Origin of the sequence: Pseudomonas sp. Z1-14 (genome assembly GCF_051132005.1) — a bacterium.
GTDB lineage: Bacteria > Pseudomonadota > Gammaproteobacteria > Pseudomonadales > Pseudomonadaceae > Aquipseudomonas.
On record NZ_CP071646.1, the window covers coordinates 2,178,370 to 2,197,226 of the forward strand.

Consider the following 18,857-nt stretch of genomic DNA (forward strand, 5'->3'; position numbering starts at 1 on the left):
GTCTTCCCATGTCCCTACGCAGCTTTAATATCGCCCCCAGAGCCTTTCTCGGCTTCACTGTCATCGCACTGCTTGTCGTCGTCCTCGGCGTGTTCGCCGCCAATCGCATGTCGGTCATCCGCCAGGCTTCGGTGGACATGGAGCAGACCCAGGTGCCCAGCGTCAGCCATCTGGCCAGTGTGATGGAAAGCGTCTTGCGCATGCGCATCCTCTCGTTTCGCATACTGGTGAACCGTGACCCGGCCAGCCTGAACGAGGCCGACGGGCGCATCGGTGTGCTGGTGGAAAAACTGCACAAGGCCAATAACAGCTATGCGGCGCTGCCGGCCACCCCGCAAGAGGCCGAGCTGTACAAGACTTTTTCCGCGACGCTTGCAAAGTATCTCGAGGCCCAGCAGGAAATGCTCCAGCTGTCGCGTCAGGACAAGCTTGATCAACTGCGCGCCCATATCAATACGCGGATCAAGGAAGGCACCGACCTGATGGGCGAACAGCTCAACAAACTCATCGAGTTCAACGTGACCAGCGCCGGCGAAGCATCGGCCAAGGCTGGCGACTATTACACCAGCGCCATCACCGGCATCATCGTCGTCTCGGTTATCGCCGCGCTGGCGACCGTGTTGCTGGCCTTGCTCCTGACCCGCAGCATTGTCACGCCGCTGAACCGGGCGCTCGAAGCAGCCCGGACCATTGCCAGCGGCAATCTGGTCACCGTCATCATCGACGACGGCAAGGACGAACCTGCGCGATTGCTCCAGGCCTTGGGCGCCATGCAGGGCAGCCTGCGCCAGACCATCGAACAGATTGCCGGTTCCGCCACCCAGCTTGGCGCCGCCGCTGAAGAGTTGAGTGCCGTCACCCAGGAGTCTTCCCGTGGCTTGCAACGGCAGCACAGCGAAATCGAGCAGGCGGCCACTGCCGTCAATGAGATGACCGCCGCGGTCGAGGAGGTTGCCCGCAACGCGGTGTCCACTTCCGAAGCCTCGAACCAGTCCACCCAGGCGGCCCAGGAAGGGCGCACGCGGGTGGTGGAAACCGTCGATGCGATCCAGACCATGACCCACGACGTGCAAGCCACCGCCGCGATGATCGAGGGCCTGGCAGTCCAGGGCCGCGACATCGGCAAGGTGCTGGACGTGATCCGCGCCATCGCCGAACAGACCAACCTGCTGGCCCTCAACGCGGCCATCGAAGCGGCCCGGGCCGGGGAGGCCGGACGTGGTTTCGCGGTGGTGGCCGACGAAGTCCGTGCCTTGGCCCATCGCACCGCGCAATCGACCCAGGAGATCGAAAAAATGGTCGCCGGCATCCAGAACGGCACCGGCCAGGCCGTGCAGTCGATGCAGCAAAGCAACCAGCGCACCCAAAGCACCCTGGAGCTGGCCCGTGGCGCCGGTGTGGCGCTGGAACAGATCACCCAGTCGATCCACCAGATCAACGAGCGCAACCTGGTCATTGCCAGCGCATCCGAAGAACAGGCCCAGGTCTCCCGCGAAGTGGACCGCAACCTGATGAACATCCGTGATCTGGCGACCCAATCGGCCAGCGGCGCGCAACAGACCAGCGACGCCACTCACGAACTGTCGCGCCTGGCGGTGGGTTTGAATGCGACGGTGGCGCGCTTCGTTATTTGAGATAGGGTTGAAGCTGGATATCGCGCTAACAGGAGCAATGCATGCGCTTTTCAGCCTTGACCCAACGCATCACCGGCGACGGCGCCGCCGCCTGGCAGATCCATGACCGGGCGCTGGCCATGCGCGAACAGGGCAGGGAGGTGCTGTTGCTGTCGGTGGGCGATCCGGATTTCGACACGCCACCGGCCATTGTCGAGGCCGCCGTCGCCAGCCTGCGGGCGGGGGACACGCATTATTCGGATACCCGTGGCCTGCATGCGTTGCGCGCCAGCATCGCCCGGCGCCACCAGCAACGTTGCGGCCAGCCGGTGGGTGCCGGGCACGTTACGGTGCTGCCCGGGGCCCAGTGTGCGGTCTTCGCGGTCGCGCAGTGCCTGCTCGACCCCGGCGACGAGGTGATTGTCGCCGAACCGATGTACGTCACCTACGAAGCGGTCTTTGGCGCCTGCGGGGCGAAAGTGGTCCCGGTGGCGGTACGTCCGGAAAACGCTTTTCGGGTAGAGCCGGCCGACGTGGCCCGGCTGATCACGCCGCGTACCCGCGCGATGCTGCTCAACAGCCCCAACAATCCCTCCGGCGCCAGCCTGCCGCTGGCCACCTGGCAAGCGTTGGCGCAACTGTGCATCGAGCATGACCTGTGGCTGATCAGCGATGAGGTCTACAGCGACTTGCTCTACGACGGCGAACATATCAGCCCGGCCAGCCTGCCGGGCATGGCCGAGCGCACCGCCACCCTCAACAGCCTGTCCAAATCCCACGCCATGACGGGCTGGCGCATCGGCTGGGCCATCGGCCCCGAGTCCCTTGCCGGGCACTTGGCCAACCTGTCGCTGTGCATGCTGTTCGGCCTGCCGGACTTCGTCCAGCGCGCCGCCCAGGTTGCCCTTGAGCGGGATCTGCCTGAAGTGGCGCGGATGCGCGAGGAATATCGCCAGCGCCGTGACCTGGTGTGCGCGGCGCTGGAGGGGCGTGCGGGCCTCAGGCCAGTACGGCCCGATGGCGGGATGTTCGTGATGGTCGACGTGCGCCAGACGGGTCTCGCCGCCCAGGCATTTGCCGAGCGCCTGCTGGACGGCTATGGCGTATCGGTGCTGGCGGGCGAGGCGTTCGGGCCGAGCGCGGCGGGGCATATCCGGATCGGCCTGGTGGTCGACCAAGTGCAATTGGCGGATGCGTGCCGGCGGATCGTCGAGTGTGCGGCGGCCTTGCTGCAGGTCGATTGGTGAAGTTTTGTAGAAGCTGTGTGAAATTGTGTAAGGGTTTTGCTCGACTACGGGCGCCGGCGTATATCCTTGGTGGCTTGAGATTTCTTGCGCCTGTGGGACCGCTATCGCGAGCAAGCTCGCTCCCACAGGGGTTTCGGTACGCAGCAAAGACCGTGTGGGAGCGAGCTTGCTCGCGATGAGGCCCTCCCAGGCGCCACCGTATTTTCTGGACCACCCATGCCCAACATCCTCCTCGTCGAAGACGACGCCGCCCTTTGCGAACTGATCTCCAGCTACCTGGAGCGCAACGGCTATCAGGTCAGCGTCCTCAACCGTGGCGATCACGTCCGTGAGCGGGCGCGGGCCAGTCCGCCGGACCTGGTGATCCTCGACCTGATGCTGCCGGGCCTGGATGGCTTGCAGGTCTGCCGCCTGCTGCGCGCCGATTCGGCGACCCTGCCGATCCTGATGCTCACCGCTCGGGACGACAGCCACGACCAGGTGCTGGGCCTGGAAATGGGCGCCGATGACTACGTCACCAAGCCCTGCGAGCCGCGGGTATTGCTGGCGCGGGTACGCACCCTGCTGCGGCGCAGTAGCCTCACCGAACCGCAAACGGTCAACGATCGCATCGTCATGGGCAACCTGTGCATCGATCTGTCCGAGCGCACCGTCACCTGGCGCGGGCAACCGGTGGAGCTGTCCAGCGGCGAGTACAACCTGCTGGTGGTGCTGGCCCGGCACTCCGGCGAGGTGCTCAGCCGCGACCAGATCTTGCAGCGCTTGCGCGGCATCGAATTCAACGGCACCGATCGCTCGGTGGACGTGGCCATTTCCAAACTGCGGCGCAAATTCGACGACAACGCCGGCGAGGCGCGCAAGATCAAGACCGTGTGGGGCAAGGGTTACCTGTTCAGCCGTTCCGAGTGGGAATGCTGATCGATGTGGAAACTGCTGATTCGCCTCTATCTCGTGACCATCGTCTCCTACAGCGCGGCGATCTACCTGATGCCGGAACTGGTGATCCGCCTGTTCCATGAGCGCTTCCAGACTTACAACCTGGACTATTCCCGTGGCCTGCAAACCTTGATGGCCAAGCAGTTTCGCGCCGTGCCCAGCGCGCAATGGCCGGCGCTGGCAGCGCAGATGGACAAGGAGTTCGAGCCGCTGCGCATCGAGCTCGCCGCCACCGATGATGCGGGTTTCACCGCCGCCGAGCAGGCGCGTCTGCAGCGCGGTGAGAATGTGGTGCGCATCGGCGACTGGGGTTGGCGAACCCTGGCGGCCGCGCCGCTGGATGGGCGCACCGCGGTCAAGATGATCGTTCCCCCGGATCCGGCGGATGTCAGCTGGCTGTACTGGAGCATCAACGTGCTGATCGGCGCGACGATGCTCGGCTGTCTGCTGCTCTGGCTGCGGCCGCACTGGCGCGATCTGGAGCGGCTCAAGCGCACCGCCGAGCGTTTCGGCAAGGGCCACCTGGGTGAGCGCACGCATATCGCGCCGCGCTCCAACATCGGCAGCCTGGCCCATGTATTCGACACCATGGCGGGCGATATCGAGAATCTGCTCAATCAGCAGCGCGACCTGCTCAATGCCGTATCCCATGAGCTGCGCACGCCTTTGACCCGGCTCGATTTCGGCCTGGCACTGGCCTTGTCCGAGGATCTGCCGGCGCCCAGCCGCGAGCGTCTGCAAGGGTTGGTGGCGCACATTCGTGAGTTGGATGAGTTGGTGCTGGAGCTGTTGTCCTATAGCCGCCTGCAGAACCCCGAGCGCCTGCCGGAGCGGGTCGAAGTGCCGCTGGACGAGTTCATCGACAGCATCCTCGGCAGCCTCGATGAGGACCTGGCGGCGCCGGAGGTGGTGATCGACGTTTTGCTGCACGGGGCGCTGGAGCGTTTCGAGCTCGACCCGCGCCTCACCGCCCGGGCCTTGCAGAACCTGCTGCGCAATGCGATGCGCTATTGCGAAAAACGCATCCAGGTGGGGGTGCTGGTCAGCGAGCAAGGCTGCGAAATCTGGGTCGACGATGACGGCATCGGCATTCCCGACAGCGAGCGTGAGCGGGTATTCGAGCCGTTCTACCGGCTGGACCGCAGCCGTGATCGCGCCACGGGCGGCTTCGGCCTCGGCCTGGCGATCAGCCGCCGCGCCCTGCAAGCCCAGGGCGGCACCCTGATCGTCGAAGCCTCGCCGCTGGGCGGGGCACGCTTCCGGCTCTGGCTACCCCCAACCTGCTGATCCCCTCCTGTGGCGAGGGAGCTTGCTCCCGCTGGGCCACAAAGTGGCCCCCTTCAGCCAAACAACCCCGCCGCAATATTGATCGAAAACCCCAGGATCGCCGTGTTGAATACAAACCCGATCAACGACTGCGCCAACACGATCTTGCGCAGCTGCCGCGTCGCAACACCCACGTCCGAAGTCTGCACCGCCACGCCGATGGTGAAAGAGAAGTACAAAAAATCCCAGTAGTTCGGCGTGGTCAGTCCCTCGGCAAAACGCAGGGCGGGCTCCTTGCCGGACCAGGTGTAATACAGGCGCGCGTAGTGCACGCTGAAAATCACCCCGATCAGTAGCCATGAACCGATCACGGTCAATGCCGTGAAACCGTAATGCAGCAGCTTGCCTGCGGTTTGCAGGTCGCGGCTGCCGGCCAGTTCGAAGGTGATGGTCGCCAGGCTCGCCAAGGCCGCGATGCAAACCATCAGCAGGACCAGCCCGGCGTTCTCGTCTTCGATTTCGGCGATGCGCTTGACGTCAGGTGCCTTGGCTCGCACCGTCAGCCAGAACATCAGCGCCAGGTAGGTCCAGACCCCGACGTTCCAGCCGATCAGGACCTTGCCGATGATCGAATCCGCAGGGATCAGCAGGCCTGCCGCCAGGCCGATGACCGTGGCGCAGGAAAGACGCGGGTGAGTGCGGGTGAGGCGGGGCATGGGAGCTCACTGTGGCGGGGGGATGCCGGGGAGTATGAATCAGATCTTAGCCGAAGCAGTCAGGCTCGGGTTCTTCATTTGCGGCGACTGCCGGCTTCGCGAGCAGGCTCGCTCCCACATGAATTTGTGTATAGACGAGCTTGATCGCGATGGCGAAGTGTCTTTCGTCGCAAATGTTCCGCCGGTGATGGCTTTTTGATGCTTGGTTCGTGCACCGCCGTACCAATTGTGTACAATCGCCGACTTTTCAACCAGGCATGGAAGCAGTTCGGCCTTTTGGCCACGAGAAAAATCCATGCTCATCGGCAGCTATTCCCCCGCCCTTGTTTCGATTTCCCTGTTTGTCGCGATCCTGGCGTCCTATACCGCGCTGGACCTGACCGGACGCATTACCACTGCCCAGGGTCGGGCCGTGCATTTCTGGATGGCGGGTGGTGCCTTGGCGATGGGGGTGGGCATCTGGTCCATGCATTTCATCGGCATGCTCGCGTTCAGCTTGCCGGTGGAGCTTGGCTACGATGTGGCGATTACTGCGTTGTCGCTGCTGATCGCCATCCTTTCCAGCGGCTTTGCCCTCTGGCTGGTCAGCCAGCCAGAACTGCGGGCCTGGCAGCTGGTGTTCGGCGCGCTGGTGATGGGCACTGGCATCAGCGCCATGCACTACACCGGTATGGCGGCCCTGCGGATGCAGCCGGGCATCGATTATGACCCGACGCTGTTCGGCGCCTCGTTGGTAATAGCCGTGGTGGCGTGCGCGGCGGCGTTATGGATCGCCTTTCACCTGCGCCAGAACACCCCTCATGTACGTCTCGCTCGCGCCGGTGCCGCCGTGGTGATGGGCGCTGCCATCGTCGGCATGCACTACACCGGCATGGCCGCGGCGCAGTTCAGCGAAGGCAGTTTCTGCGGTTCCCTGGATGGTTTGAGCGGTAAGGGCCTGGATAACCTGGTGTTGATCACCACCTTGGCGGTGCTGGCGATTGCCTTGCTGACTTCGATCCTCGATGCGCGCCTGGAAGCCCGTACCGCGGAACTGGCCAGGTCCTTGACCCAGGCCAATCGCGAACTGACCCAACTGGCCCTGCACGACCCCCTGACCGGCCTGCCCAACCGGGTCTTGCTGGCGGATCGCATCGGCCAGGCGATGCACCGGGTGCAAGAGCAGGGCGGTTGTTTCGCCCTGATGTTCATCGATCTGGACGGCTTCAAACCGGTCAACGATGCCTTTGGCCACCACATGGGTGACTTGTTGCTGCGGGACGTCGCGCTGCGCCTGCGTGAAGACCTGCGCAGCCAGGACACCCTGGCGCGGATCGGTGGTGACGAGTTTGTCCTGCTGGTGCAACTGGCCGAGCCGGACGACGCCTTGCGCCTGGCCGCGCGTCAGGTCGGGCTGATCGGTCGCACGTTCCGGGTCGCCGACCATGACCTGCAGATTTCCGCCAGCGTCGGCATCGCGCTGTACCCTGGCAATGGCCAGAGCGCCGATGAATTGCTGATGAATGCCGATGCGGCGATGTACCACGCCAAGGGTGCCGGCAAGAATGGCTACAGCTTTTTCGACGCCTCGATGAACAGCAACGCCCGCCGGCAACTGCAACTGCTGCAGGATTTGCGCATCGCGGTCGAACAGCGCCAGTTCAGCCTTTATTACCAGCCCAAGTTCGACGCAGCGAAAGGCCGCCCGGTGGGCGCCGAAGCACTGCTGCGCTGGAACCATCCGACCCAGGGCCTGCTGATGCCCGATACCTTCATCGACCTGGCGGAAAAGACCGGGCTGATCATCCCGATCGGCGAATGGGTGCTGAACGAAGCCTGCCGGCAGATGCGCGAATGGTACGTGTTGGGCTACACCGACTGGCGTATCGCGGTGAACCTGTCGGCGTTGCAGTTCTGCCATACGGGCCTGGTGCAGAGCGTGGCCAAGGCATTGGAGACGCACCACTTGCCGGCCAACAGCCTGACCCTGGAAATCACCGAGACCACTGCCATGAGCGACGCGGACGCGAGCATGACGGTACTGCAACAGCTCTCGGACATGGGGGTGGACCTGTCCATCGACGACTTCGGCACCGGTTATTCGAGCCTGATGTACCTCAAGCGCCTGCCGGCCAACGAGCTGAAGATCGACCGCGGTTTCGTGCGAGACCTTGAGCACGACAGTGACGACGCGGCTATCGTCTCGGCCATCGTCGCCCTCGGCCAGGCCTTGGGCCTGCGGATCGTTGCCGAAGGCGTGGAGACCGATGTGCAACAGGACTTCCTCACCCAGTTGGGCTGCGATTCGCTGCAGGGGTATCTGCTGGGGCATCCGCAGCCGGCCGAACACTTCCTGAGGGACATTCGTCAGGCCCGACGCGTGGAGATGGCCTGAGGCGATCGTTCAGGGGACGATCTCGAATGCGGTACTGCCCAGCCGTTCGCCATTGATCAGCAGATGGACCGCATGCCGGCCCGCGTAGTGCCGGCGGGTGGTCAGCTCGCGAATCTGCTGGGAACGGCTGAGACTGGCAGAAGCCAGGGCGGGCAGGTCGAAGGTCTTCAGCTTGAACACTTTGGCTGACGTGCCGCCGGATGCTTTCACATAGTCGATCGCGTAATCGATCACCAGGCGCTGGCTTTGTCCGGCCGTGGACTGCACCTTGAACGACAAGGTGATGGGCTCGCCCAGGCGAATCACCGCTGGCGTCACTTGCAGCTCGGAAACTTCCACCTGCGCCCTGGCGCCCGCGCCGATAACCGCCAGTGCCCGCAGATTGCCTTGCTTGATCAGGCTGCGCAGGGCGTGTCGGGCAATCCATGCGCTATGGCGATCGTGCAATGGCCAGCCTTCGATCCGCTCCAGAACCCAATCGGGATGCTGCTTGGTCACGTCGTTCAGGTGATTGGCGACGGATTTGCGCACGTACAGGCTGTCGTCGGCCTTGAGCGCATCAAGGATTCCGGCGGCGAGTTCCGGGTTGGCCTGGATCGGCTCCAGGTGAAACGACCAAGGCAAGCGCGGCCGGCAGCCTTCGCTGGCCAGGCGGCGGACGTGCTCGTTGGCGTCCAGCGCCCAGTCATGCATGACCCCGAGGGTGCGCGTCAGGTCGTCGCGCAAAAAATGCCGCACGGCAAACTCAGCGGAGCCAAACCGAGTGAAATACTTGAGCGCGTCCATCGACAGCTCGAAGGTGTGCCGACCGTAGAAGGCGACATAGTGCGGCAGGAACATGCTGACGAACATGCTGTTCACACGCGGGGCCACGGCCCGCAGCACCTCCAGCGAGGCTTCGTAACTCAGCGGCAGGACCTCATGCAGGCACTCGCTGACCCGCGCCATGCGCTGCATGACCGACAATTCGGCCAATCCGTCGTTGGCCAGGCTCAAGAACGCCTTGGCATCGAAGGCCGGGTACACCGCGCGCATTTCGCTGGCGATGTGTTCAAGGCGCGCGGCGTTGAAGATTTCCTTGAGGGCGGGGGAAGAAGAGGTCATGGCGAGGTCCGTGGTCCAGGAGTTCGCCACTATGCCATGGCGGACCCGTGGCGAGGGAGCTTGCTCCCGCTCGGCTGCGCAGCAGTCGTAAGCGCGGTAAATGCACTGTCATTGAACGACCGCGCCGTCTGGATTGGGGCTGCTACGCAACCCAGCGGGAGCAAGCTCCCTCGCCACGGGGATGCGGTTCATGGAAAAAGGAATGATTCGCCGCCAGTGCAGTCCCAGATTCAGTACCTTGAATAACTGGAGTTTTTTATGCGTAAACCAACCTTGATCGCCAGTCTGGTCCTGATCGCCGGCCTCGGAGCCTTTGGGCCCGTTGCGCAAGCGGTCGAGAAAACCGGAGACGCCCTTGAGCATTCGCCGAGCAATGGCCGCCGGCTGGTGGAAAATGACCGGGTACCGGCAGACTATCAGCGCGCGGACAGGGCCATGAAGGACTGGAAGCAGAAGAAACTCGAGCAGCCGACCGACGAGCAGCAATGGGTGCAGATCGACGACAAGTACCTGCTGATCGAAACCGTGTCCGGCGCCATCGTCAAGATCGTTCCCGCTACACGCTAGGCCCTCAAAGCACTTCGCCCTTGTCCCACAAGTGGACAAGCTCGCCAGGTGCCCGGTCCTCGGGCACCTGCAGCACCATCTCGTCATCCTGATCGTTCGCCCGATAACGTACCTCGATCTGGAAATACCTTTGGTCGCCCCGACCCGGCGTGGAGGACGTGAGCGGCAGGCAGCCCTCCAGCACCGAGCAGATGCGCGAGCGCTGGTTGATATCGCACTGGGCGAATTCTATTTCCCGGGGGCGGGTCAGGGCATGGATGGCCGCCACGCCACCTTGGCGTGACAGCTTGACCACGGCTTTATCATCAAGGTCTGGAAGGGTTTTCATCCGTTCTCCTCGTTCAGGTCGACGCCCACCTGCGCCCAGCCATCCTGCACCGCTTGCACTTCCTGCTCACCGAAACGCTGGCGGGCATGCTCGACGGTCAGGCGGGCGAACGCACTGAAGGAGGCGTCGTTGGCCAGTTGTCTGTCGCACAAGGTGTCATACCAGATTCGCCCGGCCTTTTCCCAGGCAAATCCGCCCAGGGTTGTTGCCACCAGATAAAAGGCCCTGTTGGGAATGCCGGAATTGATGTGCACGCCGCCGTTGTCTTCACGGGTGATGACGAATTCGCGCATATGCCCGGGTTGCGGGTCCTTGCCCAGCAGCGGGTCATCGTAGGCGGTGCCAGGGTTGGACATGCTGCGCAGGCCGTCACCGTTGATCCTGTCGGTGAGCAGGTCGGCGCCGATCAGCCAGTCGGCCTGGTCGGCGGTCTGGCCCAATACGAATTGCTTGACCAACACGCCGAACACGTCGGAGATCGACTCGTTCAACGCCCCGGACTGGTTGGCATAGATCAGGCCGGCTTCGCTTTCGGTGACGCCATGGGCCAGTTCATGGGCCACCACGTCCAGGGAGCGGGTGAAACGCTGGAAGATCTCGCCATCACCGTCACCGAACACCATCTGCGCGCCGTTCCAGAAGGCATTCTCATAACCTTGGCCGTAATGCACGCTGCCGACCAATGCAAAACCCTTGTTATCGATGGAGTCGCGCCCGAGCACTTTCCAGAAAAACTCATAGGTGGCGCCGAGGGCGTCATAGGCTTCGTCCACCGCCGGGTCGCCGCTGGCCGCCTGGCCCTCCAGGCGCACCGGTTGGCCGGGCAGTTCCATGCTGTTCTGCGCGTCGTGCACGCTGCGCTGTGGATGACCGGCCTTGCCGGGTCTGGGCAGTTTCGCCGTGGCGGGTGGATTGCTCGGCGGGCCAGGGTTGTGGCGCAGATTCTTGACGTGGGTCAGGGTGCCGAGGGCGCTGGAACGTTGCTGTTCTGAGCCATGGGCAATGATGCGATTGAGGATATAAGGCGGAATGAAACCGTGGAGCGGGCGAGAGTCGATCATCAGAAGGTCCTTATCTGAAAATGCAGGGTCGATACCCATGTGAACCGAAGTGGCGGTTGCGGTTCCCCTGTGCCGCAAAAGGTTGCCTGTCACGCGGATTTCTGCGAAAACCCCGCGCCTGGATCACACGGGAATAACGCCATGAATGAAGAGCTGCAAATCATCGACCTGGAACCGGGCGACGGCAAAAGCGTAGTCAAAGGAGCGCTGATTACCACTCAATATCGCGGCACCCTCGAGGACGGCACCGAGTTCGATTCGTCCTACAGTCGTGGCAAGCCCTTTCAATGCGTGATCGGCACCGGTCGCGTGATCAAGGGCTGGGATATCGGCCTGATGGGGATGAAAGTCGGCGGCAAGCGCAAGCTGCTGGTGCCGGCCCATCTGGCTTATGGTGAGCGCTCCATGGGCGCTCACATCAAGCCCAACAGCAACCTGGTTTTTGAAATCGAGCTGCTGGAAGTGCTGACCCGCGACGATTGACGGCGCCTTTTTTCATCACCGATTGCTGAACAGCGGGATGCGCCCGTTGACCGAGGGGCGATAGCACCAGCTCAACCGATCCAGGCGTGGATTGCGCTCAAGGATTGTTTCCACGGTGGCCGGAGCGATATTCATGGCCAGGTCTTGGCCAGGGCATTCATGGCGGCCGCTGCCAAAGCTGAAACTGCGGCGGTTGGCGCGATCCAGCAGCAAGGCGTCCGGTTGCGGGTTGAGCTGCGGGTCGCGGTTGGCTGAAGCCAGCAGGACCAGTACCACATCTCCCGGTTCTAGCGCAGTGCCAAGGATTTCGCAGGGCATGGCGATGAAGCGCCGGGTGTTCTGCACCGCCGGGTCGAAGCGCTGCACTTCAGCCAGCAACGCGCCGATCTGTTTGGGATCGTCCCGAACTTGCTGATGTAAAGCGGGGTCGCGAGCTAACGCCAATAGCCCATTGCCAATCAAGCCCGCCGTGGCTTCGTAGGTTTGCGAGAGCAGGCCGATCAGGTTGGCGATCCGGCTGTCCGGGGCGGCGCCTTCAAAACCCTGGCAAATGAGGCTCAGCAACGGAGCGTCCTGTGCCTCGATCCGTTCCTGGAAAAGGCTCATCAATTGCTCGCTGGCCCGGTGCGCGGCTTCAAGCTGCTTCACCTGGCTCAGGGGTGACAGGCAGGCGACGAAGTCTGCGGTCAATTCGCTGATCAGACGGCTCTCCGCCGGGTTGAAACCCAGCAATGCCGCCACCACGCTGACCGGTCCGACGAACTGCGCCTGGTGCAGGCCTGCGGCGCCCTCCCTTAGCAAGCGTGCCCTGACCAATGCCTCGACCTGGCGCGGATCGATGTCCTGCAACCGCGGCGCAATCGCCGCCCTCGGACAGCGCTGCCGTTCGCCTTCGTTCATGCGCATCAGGTGTGCGAACACTTGGCCGGCGGGGCCATCGGCAATTGCCTTGGGCACCGGCTCGTCGGCAGGGCGCACATGGCAATCGGGATGATGCAGTACCGCGCACACCGCCTCGGCGCTGCTGGCGACCCAGAGTTTCAGATGCGCGTCGAAACCGAATCCTCCGTTGGCTCGCAGGCTGGCGTAGTAAGGGTAGGGATCAGCGTGAGTCGCGGCGGTGATCGGGTCCATGAAGCGCAGCCTCGTTCGTGGTGGAGAAAGTGTTGCTACTATCTCCAGTCGATGCATGGCTTGATTCGTCCGGGAGCGAAATATGAACGCAGAACACCATGACATGGGCGTGTCCCAGGTGGCCGCAGCGATTGCCGAACCGGCCCGTACCCGAATGCTCTGCGCGCTGATGGACGGCCACGCCCGCACCAGCACGGAGTTGGCGGCGATTGCCGAGGTCAGCGCTTCCACCGCGAGTGCGCACTTGGCGAAGCTCAAGGACCTCGCCTTGGTGCGTTTGCACGTCCAGGGGCGCCACCGTTACTACAGCCTTGCCGACCAGCGCGTAGCCGAGGCTCTGGAGGCGTTGATGATGATTGGCCAGGGCGCCAGGCCGACCTTCACGCCGCGCACGCCGGATCACCTGCAGTTCGCCCGCACTTGCTACGACCATATGGCCGGTACGCTGGCGGTGCGGCTGCATGATCGCTTGCTGGAAGCCGGGTGGCTGGTGGAGGTGGAAGGGCGGGGCTATCGGCTCAGTGAATCCGGCGAAGCGCTGTTTGAAGGGCTAGGCATGGACGTTTCTACGCTGATGATTCAACGACGCCGGTTCGCCTGCCCGTGCCTGGACTGGAGCATGCGCCGACCGCATCTGGGCGGTGCCTTGGGCGCGGCGTTGCTGCAACTGGCGATCAAGCGCAAGTGGGTACGGCAGGACCTGGACAGCCGGGCCCTGACATTGACGGCCTGCGGACGCAGGGAAATGGCGGGGCGGTTCGGGGTCAATGCAGAAGTCGATGTCGTACCCACAGGCGCCATCGCGAGCAAGCTCGCTCCCACAGTAGATTTGAGGTGAATCCAGGATTTCTGGACACCGGCAATCCTTGTGGGAGCGAGCCTGCTCGCGAAGGGGCCTGCACATCCAACATAGCTGCAAGCTGACCCACCGCTTTCGCGAGCAGGCTCGCTCCCACAGTGGATTTGAGGTGAATCCAGGATTTTCTGGACACCGGCAATCCCTGTGGGAGCGAGCCTTTGCTACCGAGGTGTCTGGGTCAGACTCTGACGATCCAGCCCGCGGGTGCTTCCACGTCGCCGGTCTGTACGCCGGTCAGCTCTTTGTAGAGCTTCTGGGTGATCGGGCCGACTTCGGTTTCGCTGTGGAACACATGCAGCTTGTCCTTGTAGCTGATACCACCGATCGGCGTGATCACGGCTGCGGTACCGCAGGCGCCGGCTTCCTTGAACTCCGACAGCTTGTCGATGAACACGTCGCCTTCGATCACTTCCAGGCCCAGGCGCGATTTGGCCAGTTCGATCAGCGACAGGCGGGTGATGCCCGGCAATACCGAAGGGGAGTTGGGGGTGATGAATTTGTTGTCGTGGGTGATGCCGAAGAAGTTGGCCGAGCCGACTTCCTCGATTTTCGAATGGGTCAGCGGGTCCAGGTAGATGCAGTCGGCGAAACTGGCCTTCTTGGCCTGCGAGCCGGGCATCAGGCTGGCGGCGTAGTTGCCACCGACCTTGGCCGCGCCGGTGCCTTGCGGGGCCGCGCGGTCGAAGCTGGAGATCAGGAAGTTGTGCGGGGTCAGGCCGCCCTTGAAATAAGCGCCGACCGGGATGCAGAAGATCGAGAAGATGAACTCGGGCGCGGTGCGCACGCCGATGTTGTCACCCACGCCGATCACGAACGGGCGCAGGTACAGCGCACCGCCGGTGCCATACGGCGGGATGAAGCGCTCGTTGGCGCGAACTACTTGCTTGCAGGCTTCGACGAACTGCTCGGTGTCGACATGTGGCATCAGCAGGCGGGCGCAGCTGCGTTGCATGCGGGCGGCGTTCTGGTCCGGGCGGAACAGGTTGATCGAACCGTCCTTGCAACGATAGGCCTTCAGGCCTTCGAAGCATTGCTGGCCGTAATGCAGAGCAGTGGAACCCTCGCTGATGTGCAGCACATTGTCGTCGGTCAGGGTGCCCGCGTCCCAGGCGCCGTCGCGCCAGTGCGACAGATAGCGCTTGTCGGTCTTGATGTAGTCAAAGCCCAGTTTGTCCCAATTGATGCTCTCGTTACCCATGACACCCTCTATTTCCTGACAACCGTCGAAACGGTTCAAGGCTTCTGACGTTTTTTAATGGGGACAACAATACTTCATTCCGGGGGTGTTTCGCAGCTTGTGGCGAGGGGATTTATCCCCGCTGGGCTGCGAAGCGGCCCCAATTACCTGGGCGAGCCGCAGAATCATGCGAGTGCTTCGCACTCGAGCGGGGATAAATCCCCTCGCCACAAGGCCAATCACTTAAACAATTACAGATGCAACGCATGCCCCAATGCCCGCAGCGCCGCTTCCTGCACGGCCTCGCCCAGCGTCGGGTGGGCGTGGATAGTGCCGGCGATATCCTCCAGGCGCGCCCCCATTTCCAAGGATTGGCCGAACGCGGTGGACAGCTCCGACACCCCCACGCCAACCGCTTGCCAACCGATAATCAGATGATTGTCCCGGCGGGCCACGACCCGGACAAAACCGCTTTTCGATTCCAGAGTCATGGCCCGGCCATTGGCGGCGAACGGGAAGCTCGACACGATGCAATCGACTCCGGCGGCCTTGGCCTCGTCCGGCGTCTTGCCGACCACGACCACCTCCGGATCGGTGAAGCACACTGCCGCGATGGCCATCGGGTTGAATTCCCGATGCTCGCCAGCAATCAGCTCGGCGACCATTTCGCCCTGGGCCATGGCCCGGTGGGCGAGCATCGGTTCGCCGCTCAGGTCACCGATGGCCCAGACATTGCGCATGCTGGTCTGGCACCGGTTGTCGATTTTCAGCGCCGAGCCGTTCATCGCCAGGTCCAGCGCTTCGAGGTTCCAACCCTGGGTGTTGGGTTTGCGCCCGACCGCCACCAGCACGCGGTCGGTCTCCAGGTTCAGCGTGTCGCCGTTGGGATCGCGCACTTGCAAGGTGCTGGCCTGGGCATCGAAGCCTTCGACGCTGTGCTTGAGGTACAGCTTCACGCCCAGTTGCTTGAGCGCCTCGTGCACCGGTTGCGTCAGCTCGCCGTCGTAGGCCGGCAGGACCCGCTCCTGGGCCTCGACCACGCTGACCTCAGCACCCAACTTACGATAGGCAATGCCCAGTTCCAGGCCGATGTAGCCGCCGCCGACCACCACCAGATGCTTGGGCACCGAGGTGGGGGCGAGGGCTTCGGTGGACGAAATGATCGGCCCGCCAATCGGCAGCATCGGCAGCTCGACACTTTTCGAGCCGGTGGCCAGCAGCAGGTGTTCGCACTGGATGCGGGTGTCACCGACTTCAACGGTCTTGCCATCGATCACCTTGGCCCAGCCGTGAATGACCTGGACCTTGTGCTTTTTCAGCAACGCCGCGACGCCGGTGGTCAGGCGATCGACGATGCCATCCTTCCATTCCACACTCTTGCCGATGTCCAGGCTCGGCGCCGCCACGGTGATGCCCAAGGCCGAGCCCTGGCTGTGATGGCGGGTCTGGTGGAACTGCTCGGCCACATGGATCAACGCCTTGGACGGAATGCAGCCGATGTTCAGGCAAATCCCGCCCAACGCCTGGCCTTCCACCAGGATCGTGTCAATGCCCAGTTGGCCGGCGCGGATCGCCGCCACGTAACCGCCAGGACCGCCGCCGATGATCAGCAGCTTGGTTTTCTGAGTCTGCATGGCCTGCTCCATTGATGATTAGTCCACAAACAAAGTGGCGGGTTGTTCGAGCAGGCCACGCAGGGCCTGGATGAATTGCGCCGCATCCATGCCGTCGACCACTCGGTGATCGAAGGAGCTGGAAAGGTTCATCATCTTGCGGATCACGATCTGGCCCTTGATCACCACGGGCCGCTCGACGATTTTGTTGACGCCGACGATCGCCACTTCAGGCAGGTTCAGCACCGGCGTGCTGACGATGCCGCCCAACGCGCCGAGGCTGGTGAGGGTGATGGTCGAACCGGACAGTTCGTCGCGACTGGCCTTGCCGTTGCGGGCCGCTGTCGCCAGGCGCGAGATTTCCGCCGCGCTGTCCCACAGGCTGCGGGCCTCGGCGTGGCGCACCACCGGCACCATCAGGCCGACGTCACTCTGAGTGGCGACGCCGACATGCACGGCGCCGGAGCGGTGAATGACCTGGGCTTCATCATCGTAACGGGCGTTCATTTGCGGGAAATCCCGCAGCGCCACGACCAGGGCGCGCACGAGGAACGGCAGCAACGTCAACTTGCCGCGACTGGCGCCGTGTTTTTCATTTAGGTGAACACGCAATTCTTCCAGGGCGGTGACGTCGATTTCCTCGACGTAGCTGAAATGGGCGGCGCGCTGGGTGGCTTCCTGCATGCGCTGGGCGATCTTGCGGCGCATGCCGATCACCGGGATCTGCTGTTCGTCGTGACGTTCGGCATAACCCGAACCGCCCTTGGCCTGGGACGATGGCCCCTGGGCCAGATAAGCCTCCAGGTCTTCGTGCAGAATCCGCCCGGCGGGGCCGCTGCCCTGGACCAGACGCAGCTGGATACCCAGGTCTAGCGCGTGTTTGCGCACGGCCGGCGAGGCTAGCGGGCGCTCGTCGGGATCGCGGGCCACAGGCGCCTGTGCCGCTTGGGCCGGGCGGGGAGCGGCGACAGGTTTTTCCGTCACAGGCTCGGGTCTGGAAGCCTGTTCAGGCTTCGCGACGGGCTCAGGCTTGGCCACCGGTGCCGCCGATTGCGCCGATTCCTTCAGGTTGCCGGCGCCTTCCACTTCAATGCGGATCAGCTCGCTGCCCACTGCCATGACCTCACCCGGCTCACCACCGAGGGCAATGACCCGGCCATGCACCGGCGAAGGGATATCCACCATCGCCTTGTCAGTCATGACATCGGCCAACACCTGGTCCTCGACCACCATGTCGCCAACCTTGACGTGCCACACCGACAATTCAACTTCCGCGATGCCTTCGCCGATGTCCGGCATCTTGATAACGTGCGTGCCCATTCAGACCTCCATGACCCGTTTCAACGCCGCGCCCACACGGGACGGCCCAGGGAAATACGCCCACTCCTGCGCGTGCGGGTAGGGGGTGTCCCAACCGGTGACACGCTCGATGGGCGCTTCCAGGTGGTGGAAGCAATGTTCTTGCACCAGCGACACCAGCTCGGCGCCGAAACCGCAGGTGCGGGTGGCTTCGTGGACCACCACGCAACGGCCGGTCTTCTTCACGGATTTGACGATGGTGTCCAGGTCCAGCGGCCACAGGCTGCGCAGGTCGATGACTTCGGCGTCGATCCCGGTTTCTTCGGCTGCTACCTGGGAGACGTAGACCGTGGTGCCGTAGGTGAGCACCGTCACGTCCTTGCCCGGACGGGTGATGGCGGCGACGTCCAGCGGCACGGTGTAGTAGCCGTCGGGCACTTGCGCCTGCGGGTGTTTGGACCACGGCGTTACCGGGCGGTCATGGTGACCGTCGAACGGGCCGTTATACAGGCGCTTGGGTTCAAGGAAGATCACCGGGTCATCGTTTTCGATGGAGGCGATCAGCAGGCCCTTGGCGTCGTAGGGGTTGGACGGCATGACGGTGCGCAGCCCGCAGACCTGGGTAAACATCGCCTCGATGCTCTGGCTGTGGGTCTGGCCGCCATAGATGCCGCCGCCGCAGGGCATGCGCAGGGTCATCGGTGCGGTGAACTCGCCGGCCGAGCGATAGCGCAGGCGCGCGGCTTCGGAAATGATCTGGTCCGACGCCGGGTAGACGTAGTCGGCGAACTGGATCTCGGCCACCGGCCGCAGCCCATAGGCGCCCATGCCCACGGCCACGCCGACGATGCCGCTTTCGGAAATCGGCGCGTCGAACACCCGCGAGGTGCCGTACTTGTTCTGCAGGCCTTCGGTGCAGCGGAACACGCCCCCGAAATAACCGACGTCCTGGCCGAACACCACGACGTTGTCGTCGCGCTCGAGCATCACGTCCATGGCCGAGCGCAGCGCCTGGATCATGGTCATGGTGGTAGTGGTCATGGCGGTGTCCAACGCAATATTGTTGTTGTGATCGTTCAT

General features: G+C 63.4%; 17 protein-coding genes and 1 pseudogene. 9 read left to right on the top strand and 9 right to left on the bottom strand.

Going from position 1 to position 18,857, the window contains the following annotated elements; all coding sequences use genetic code 11:
* Positions 1-8: 8 nt before the first annotated feature.
* The 5 genes and pseudogenes from J3P89_RS10055 to J3P89_RS10075 form a co-directional block, all read left to right on the top strand.
* A pseudogene (locus tag J3P89_RS10055) lies at positions 9-779 on the top strand (MCP four helix bundle domain-containing protein); the annotation flags it as partial.
* Positions 771-1,634 carry a methyl-accepting chemotaxis protein gene (locus J3P89_RS10060; RefSeq protein ID WP_434697971.1) on the top strand — a complete coding sequence of 288 codons (864 nt, stop codon included), beginning with the start codon at positions 771-773 and terminating at the stop codon, positions 1,632-1,634. The pseudogene J3P89_RS10055 and the gene J3P89_RS10060, both read left to right, overlap by 9 nt.
* A 41-nt stretch (positions 1,635-1,675) precedes the next feature.
* Positions 1,676-2,860, top strand: coding sequence for a pyridoxal phosphate-dependent aminotransferase (locus tag J3P89_RS10065; protein ID WP_434630148.1), 1,185 nt, complete (start codon positions 1,676-1,678; stop codon positions 2,858-2,860).
* A gap of 216 nt (positions 2,861-3,076) precedes the next feature.
* Positions 3,077-3,778: a response regulator gene (locus tag J3P89_RS10070; protein ID WP_434697424.1), complete on the top strand. Its 702-nt coding sequence runs from the start codon at positions 3,077-3,079 to the stop codon at positions 3,776-3,778.
* Between the two features lie 3 nt (positions 3,779-3,781).
* On the top strand, positions 3,782-5,083 hold the full coding sequence (locus tag J3P89_RS10075) for an ATP-binding protein (RefSeq protein WP_434697425.1): 1,302 nt from the start codon (positions 3,782-3,784) through the stop codon (positions 5,081-5,083).
* A 53-nt stretch (positions 5,084-5,136) separates the two neighbouring features.
* Here the strand turns inward: J3P89_RS10075 and J3P89_RS10080 are convergent, their stop codons facing one another.
* A complete protein-coding gene (locus J3P89_RS10080) occupies positions 5,137-5,778 on the bottom strand; it encodes a DUF1345 domain-containing protein (RefSeq protein WP_305500305.1) in 642 nt (213 codons plus the stop codon).
* A 295-nt stretch (positions 5,779-6,073) separates the two neighbouring features.
* Between J3P89_RS10080 and J3P89_RS10085 the strand changes: the two genes are divergently transcribed.
* On the top strand, positions 6,074-8,152 hold the full coding sequence (locus J3P89_RS10085) for a putative bifunctional diguanylate cyclase/phosphodiesterase (protein WP_434697426.1): 2,079 nt from the start codon (positions 6,074-6,076) through the stop codon (positions 8,150-8,152).
* Positions 8,153-8,161: 9 nt separating this feature from the next.
* Here the strand turns inward: J3P89_RS10085 and J3P89_RS10090 are convergent, their stop codons facing one another.
* The gene (locus J3P89_RS10090) at positions 8,162-9,256 is read right to left on the bottom strand and encodes a DNA alkylation repair protein (protein ID WP_434697427.1); all 1,095 of its coding nucleotides are present in this window, start codon (positions 9,254-9,256) and stop codon (positions 8,162-8,164) included.
* Positions 9,257-9,514: 258 nt separating this feature from the next.
* On the opposite strand from J3P89_RS10090, the gene J3P89_RS10095 reads away from it, so the two are divergent.
* A complete protein-coding gene (locus J3P89_RS10095) occupies positions 9,515-9,823 on the top strand; it encodes an RcnB family protein (protein WP_434573428.1) in 309 nt (102 codons plus the stop codon).
* A gap of 4 nt (positions 9,824-9,827) precedes the next feature.
* On the opposite strand, the gene J3P89_RS10100 is transcribed toward J3P89_RS10095, so the two are convergent.
* Entirely contained in the window at positions 9,828-10,151 is a 324-nt protein-coding gene (locus J3P89_RS10100; protein WP_305500309.1) for a protealysin inhibitor emfourin, read from the bottom strand.
* A complete protein-coding gene (locus J3P89_RS10105) occupies positions 10,148-11,212 on the bottom strand; it encodes a M4 family metallopeptidase (protein WP_434657029.1) in 1,065 nt (354 codons plus the stop codon). Before J3P89_RS10105 ends, J3P89_RS10100 begins: the two co-directional genes overlap by 4 nt.
* A gap of 141 nt (positions 11,213-11,353) precedes the next feature.
* Between J3P89_RS10105 and J3P89_RS10110 the strand changes: the two genes are divergently transcribed.
* On the top strand, positions 11,354-11,695 hold the full coding sequence (locus J3P89_RS10110; RefSeq protein WP_434697428.1) for an FKBP-type peptidyl-prolyl cis-trans isomerase: 342 nt from the start codon (positions 11,354-11,356) through the stop codon (positions 11,693-11,695).
* Positions 11,696-11,710: 15 nt separating this feature from the next.
* Here J3P89_RS10110 and J3P89_RS10115 read toward each other — a convergent pair whose 3' ends face one another.
* Complete coding sequence (locus J3P89_RS10115) at positions 11,711-12,829, bottom strand: cytochrome P450 (RefSeq protein ID WP_434697429.1); 1,119 nt, start codon at positions 12,827-12,829, stop codon at positions 11,711-11,713.
* Between the two features lie 82 nt (positions 12,830-12,911).
* Between J3P89_RS10115 and J3P89_RS10120 the strand changes: the two genes are divergently transcribed.
* The gene (locus J3P89_RS10120; RefSeq protein ID WP_434697430.1) at positions 12,912-13,667 is read left to right on the top strand and encodes an ArsR/SmtB family transcription factor; all 756 of its coding nucleotides are present in this window, start codon (positions 12,912-12,914) and stop codon (positions 13,665-13,667) included.
* Positions 13,668-13,866: 199 nt separating this feature from the next.
* On the opposite strand, the gene J3P89_RS10125 is transcribed toward J3P89_RS10120, so the two are convergent.
* From J3P89_RS10125 to J3P89_RS10140, 4 genes are all read right to left on the bottom strand, one after another.
* Entirely contained in the window at positions 13,867-14,886 is a 1,020-nt protein-coding gene (locus J3P89_RS10125) for a branched-chain amino acid aminotransferase (RefSeq protein ID WP_434697431.1), read from the bottom strand.
* Positions 14,887-15,116: 230 nt separating this feature from the next.
* Complete coding sequence (gene lpdA, locus J3P89_RS10130) at positions 15,117-16,499, bottom strand: dihydrolipoyl dehydrogenase (RefSeq protein ID WP_434697432.1); 1,383 nt, start codon at positions 16,497-16,499, stop codon at positions 15,117-15,119.
* Positions 16,500-16,517: 18 nt separating this feature from the next.
* A complete protein-coding gene (locus J3P89_RS10135) occupies positions 16,518-17,798 on the bottom strand; it encodes a dihydrolipoamide acetyltransferase family protein (protein ID WP_434697433.1) in 1,281 nt (426 codons plus the stop codon).
* Positions 17,799-18,857 carry an alpha-ketoacid dehydrogenase subunit beta gene (locus J3P89_RS10140; RefSeq protein ID WP_305500321.1) on the bottom strand — a complete coding sequence of 353 codons (1,059 nt, stop codon included), beginning with the start codon at positions 18,855-18,857 and terminating at the stop codon, positions 17,799-17,801.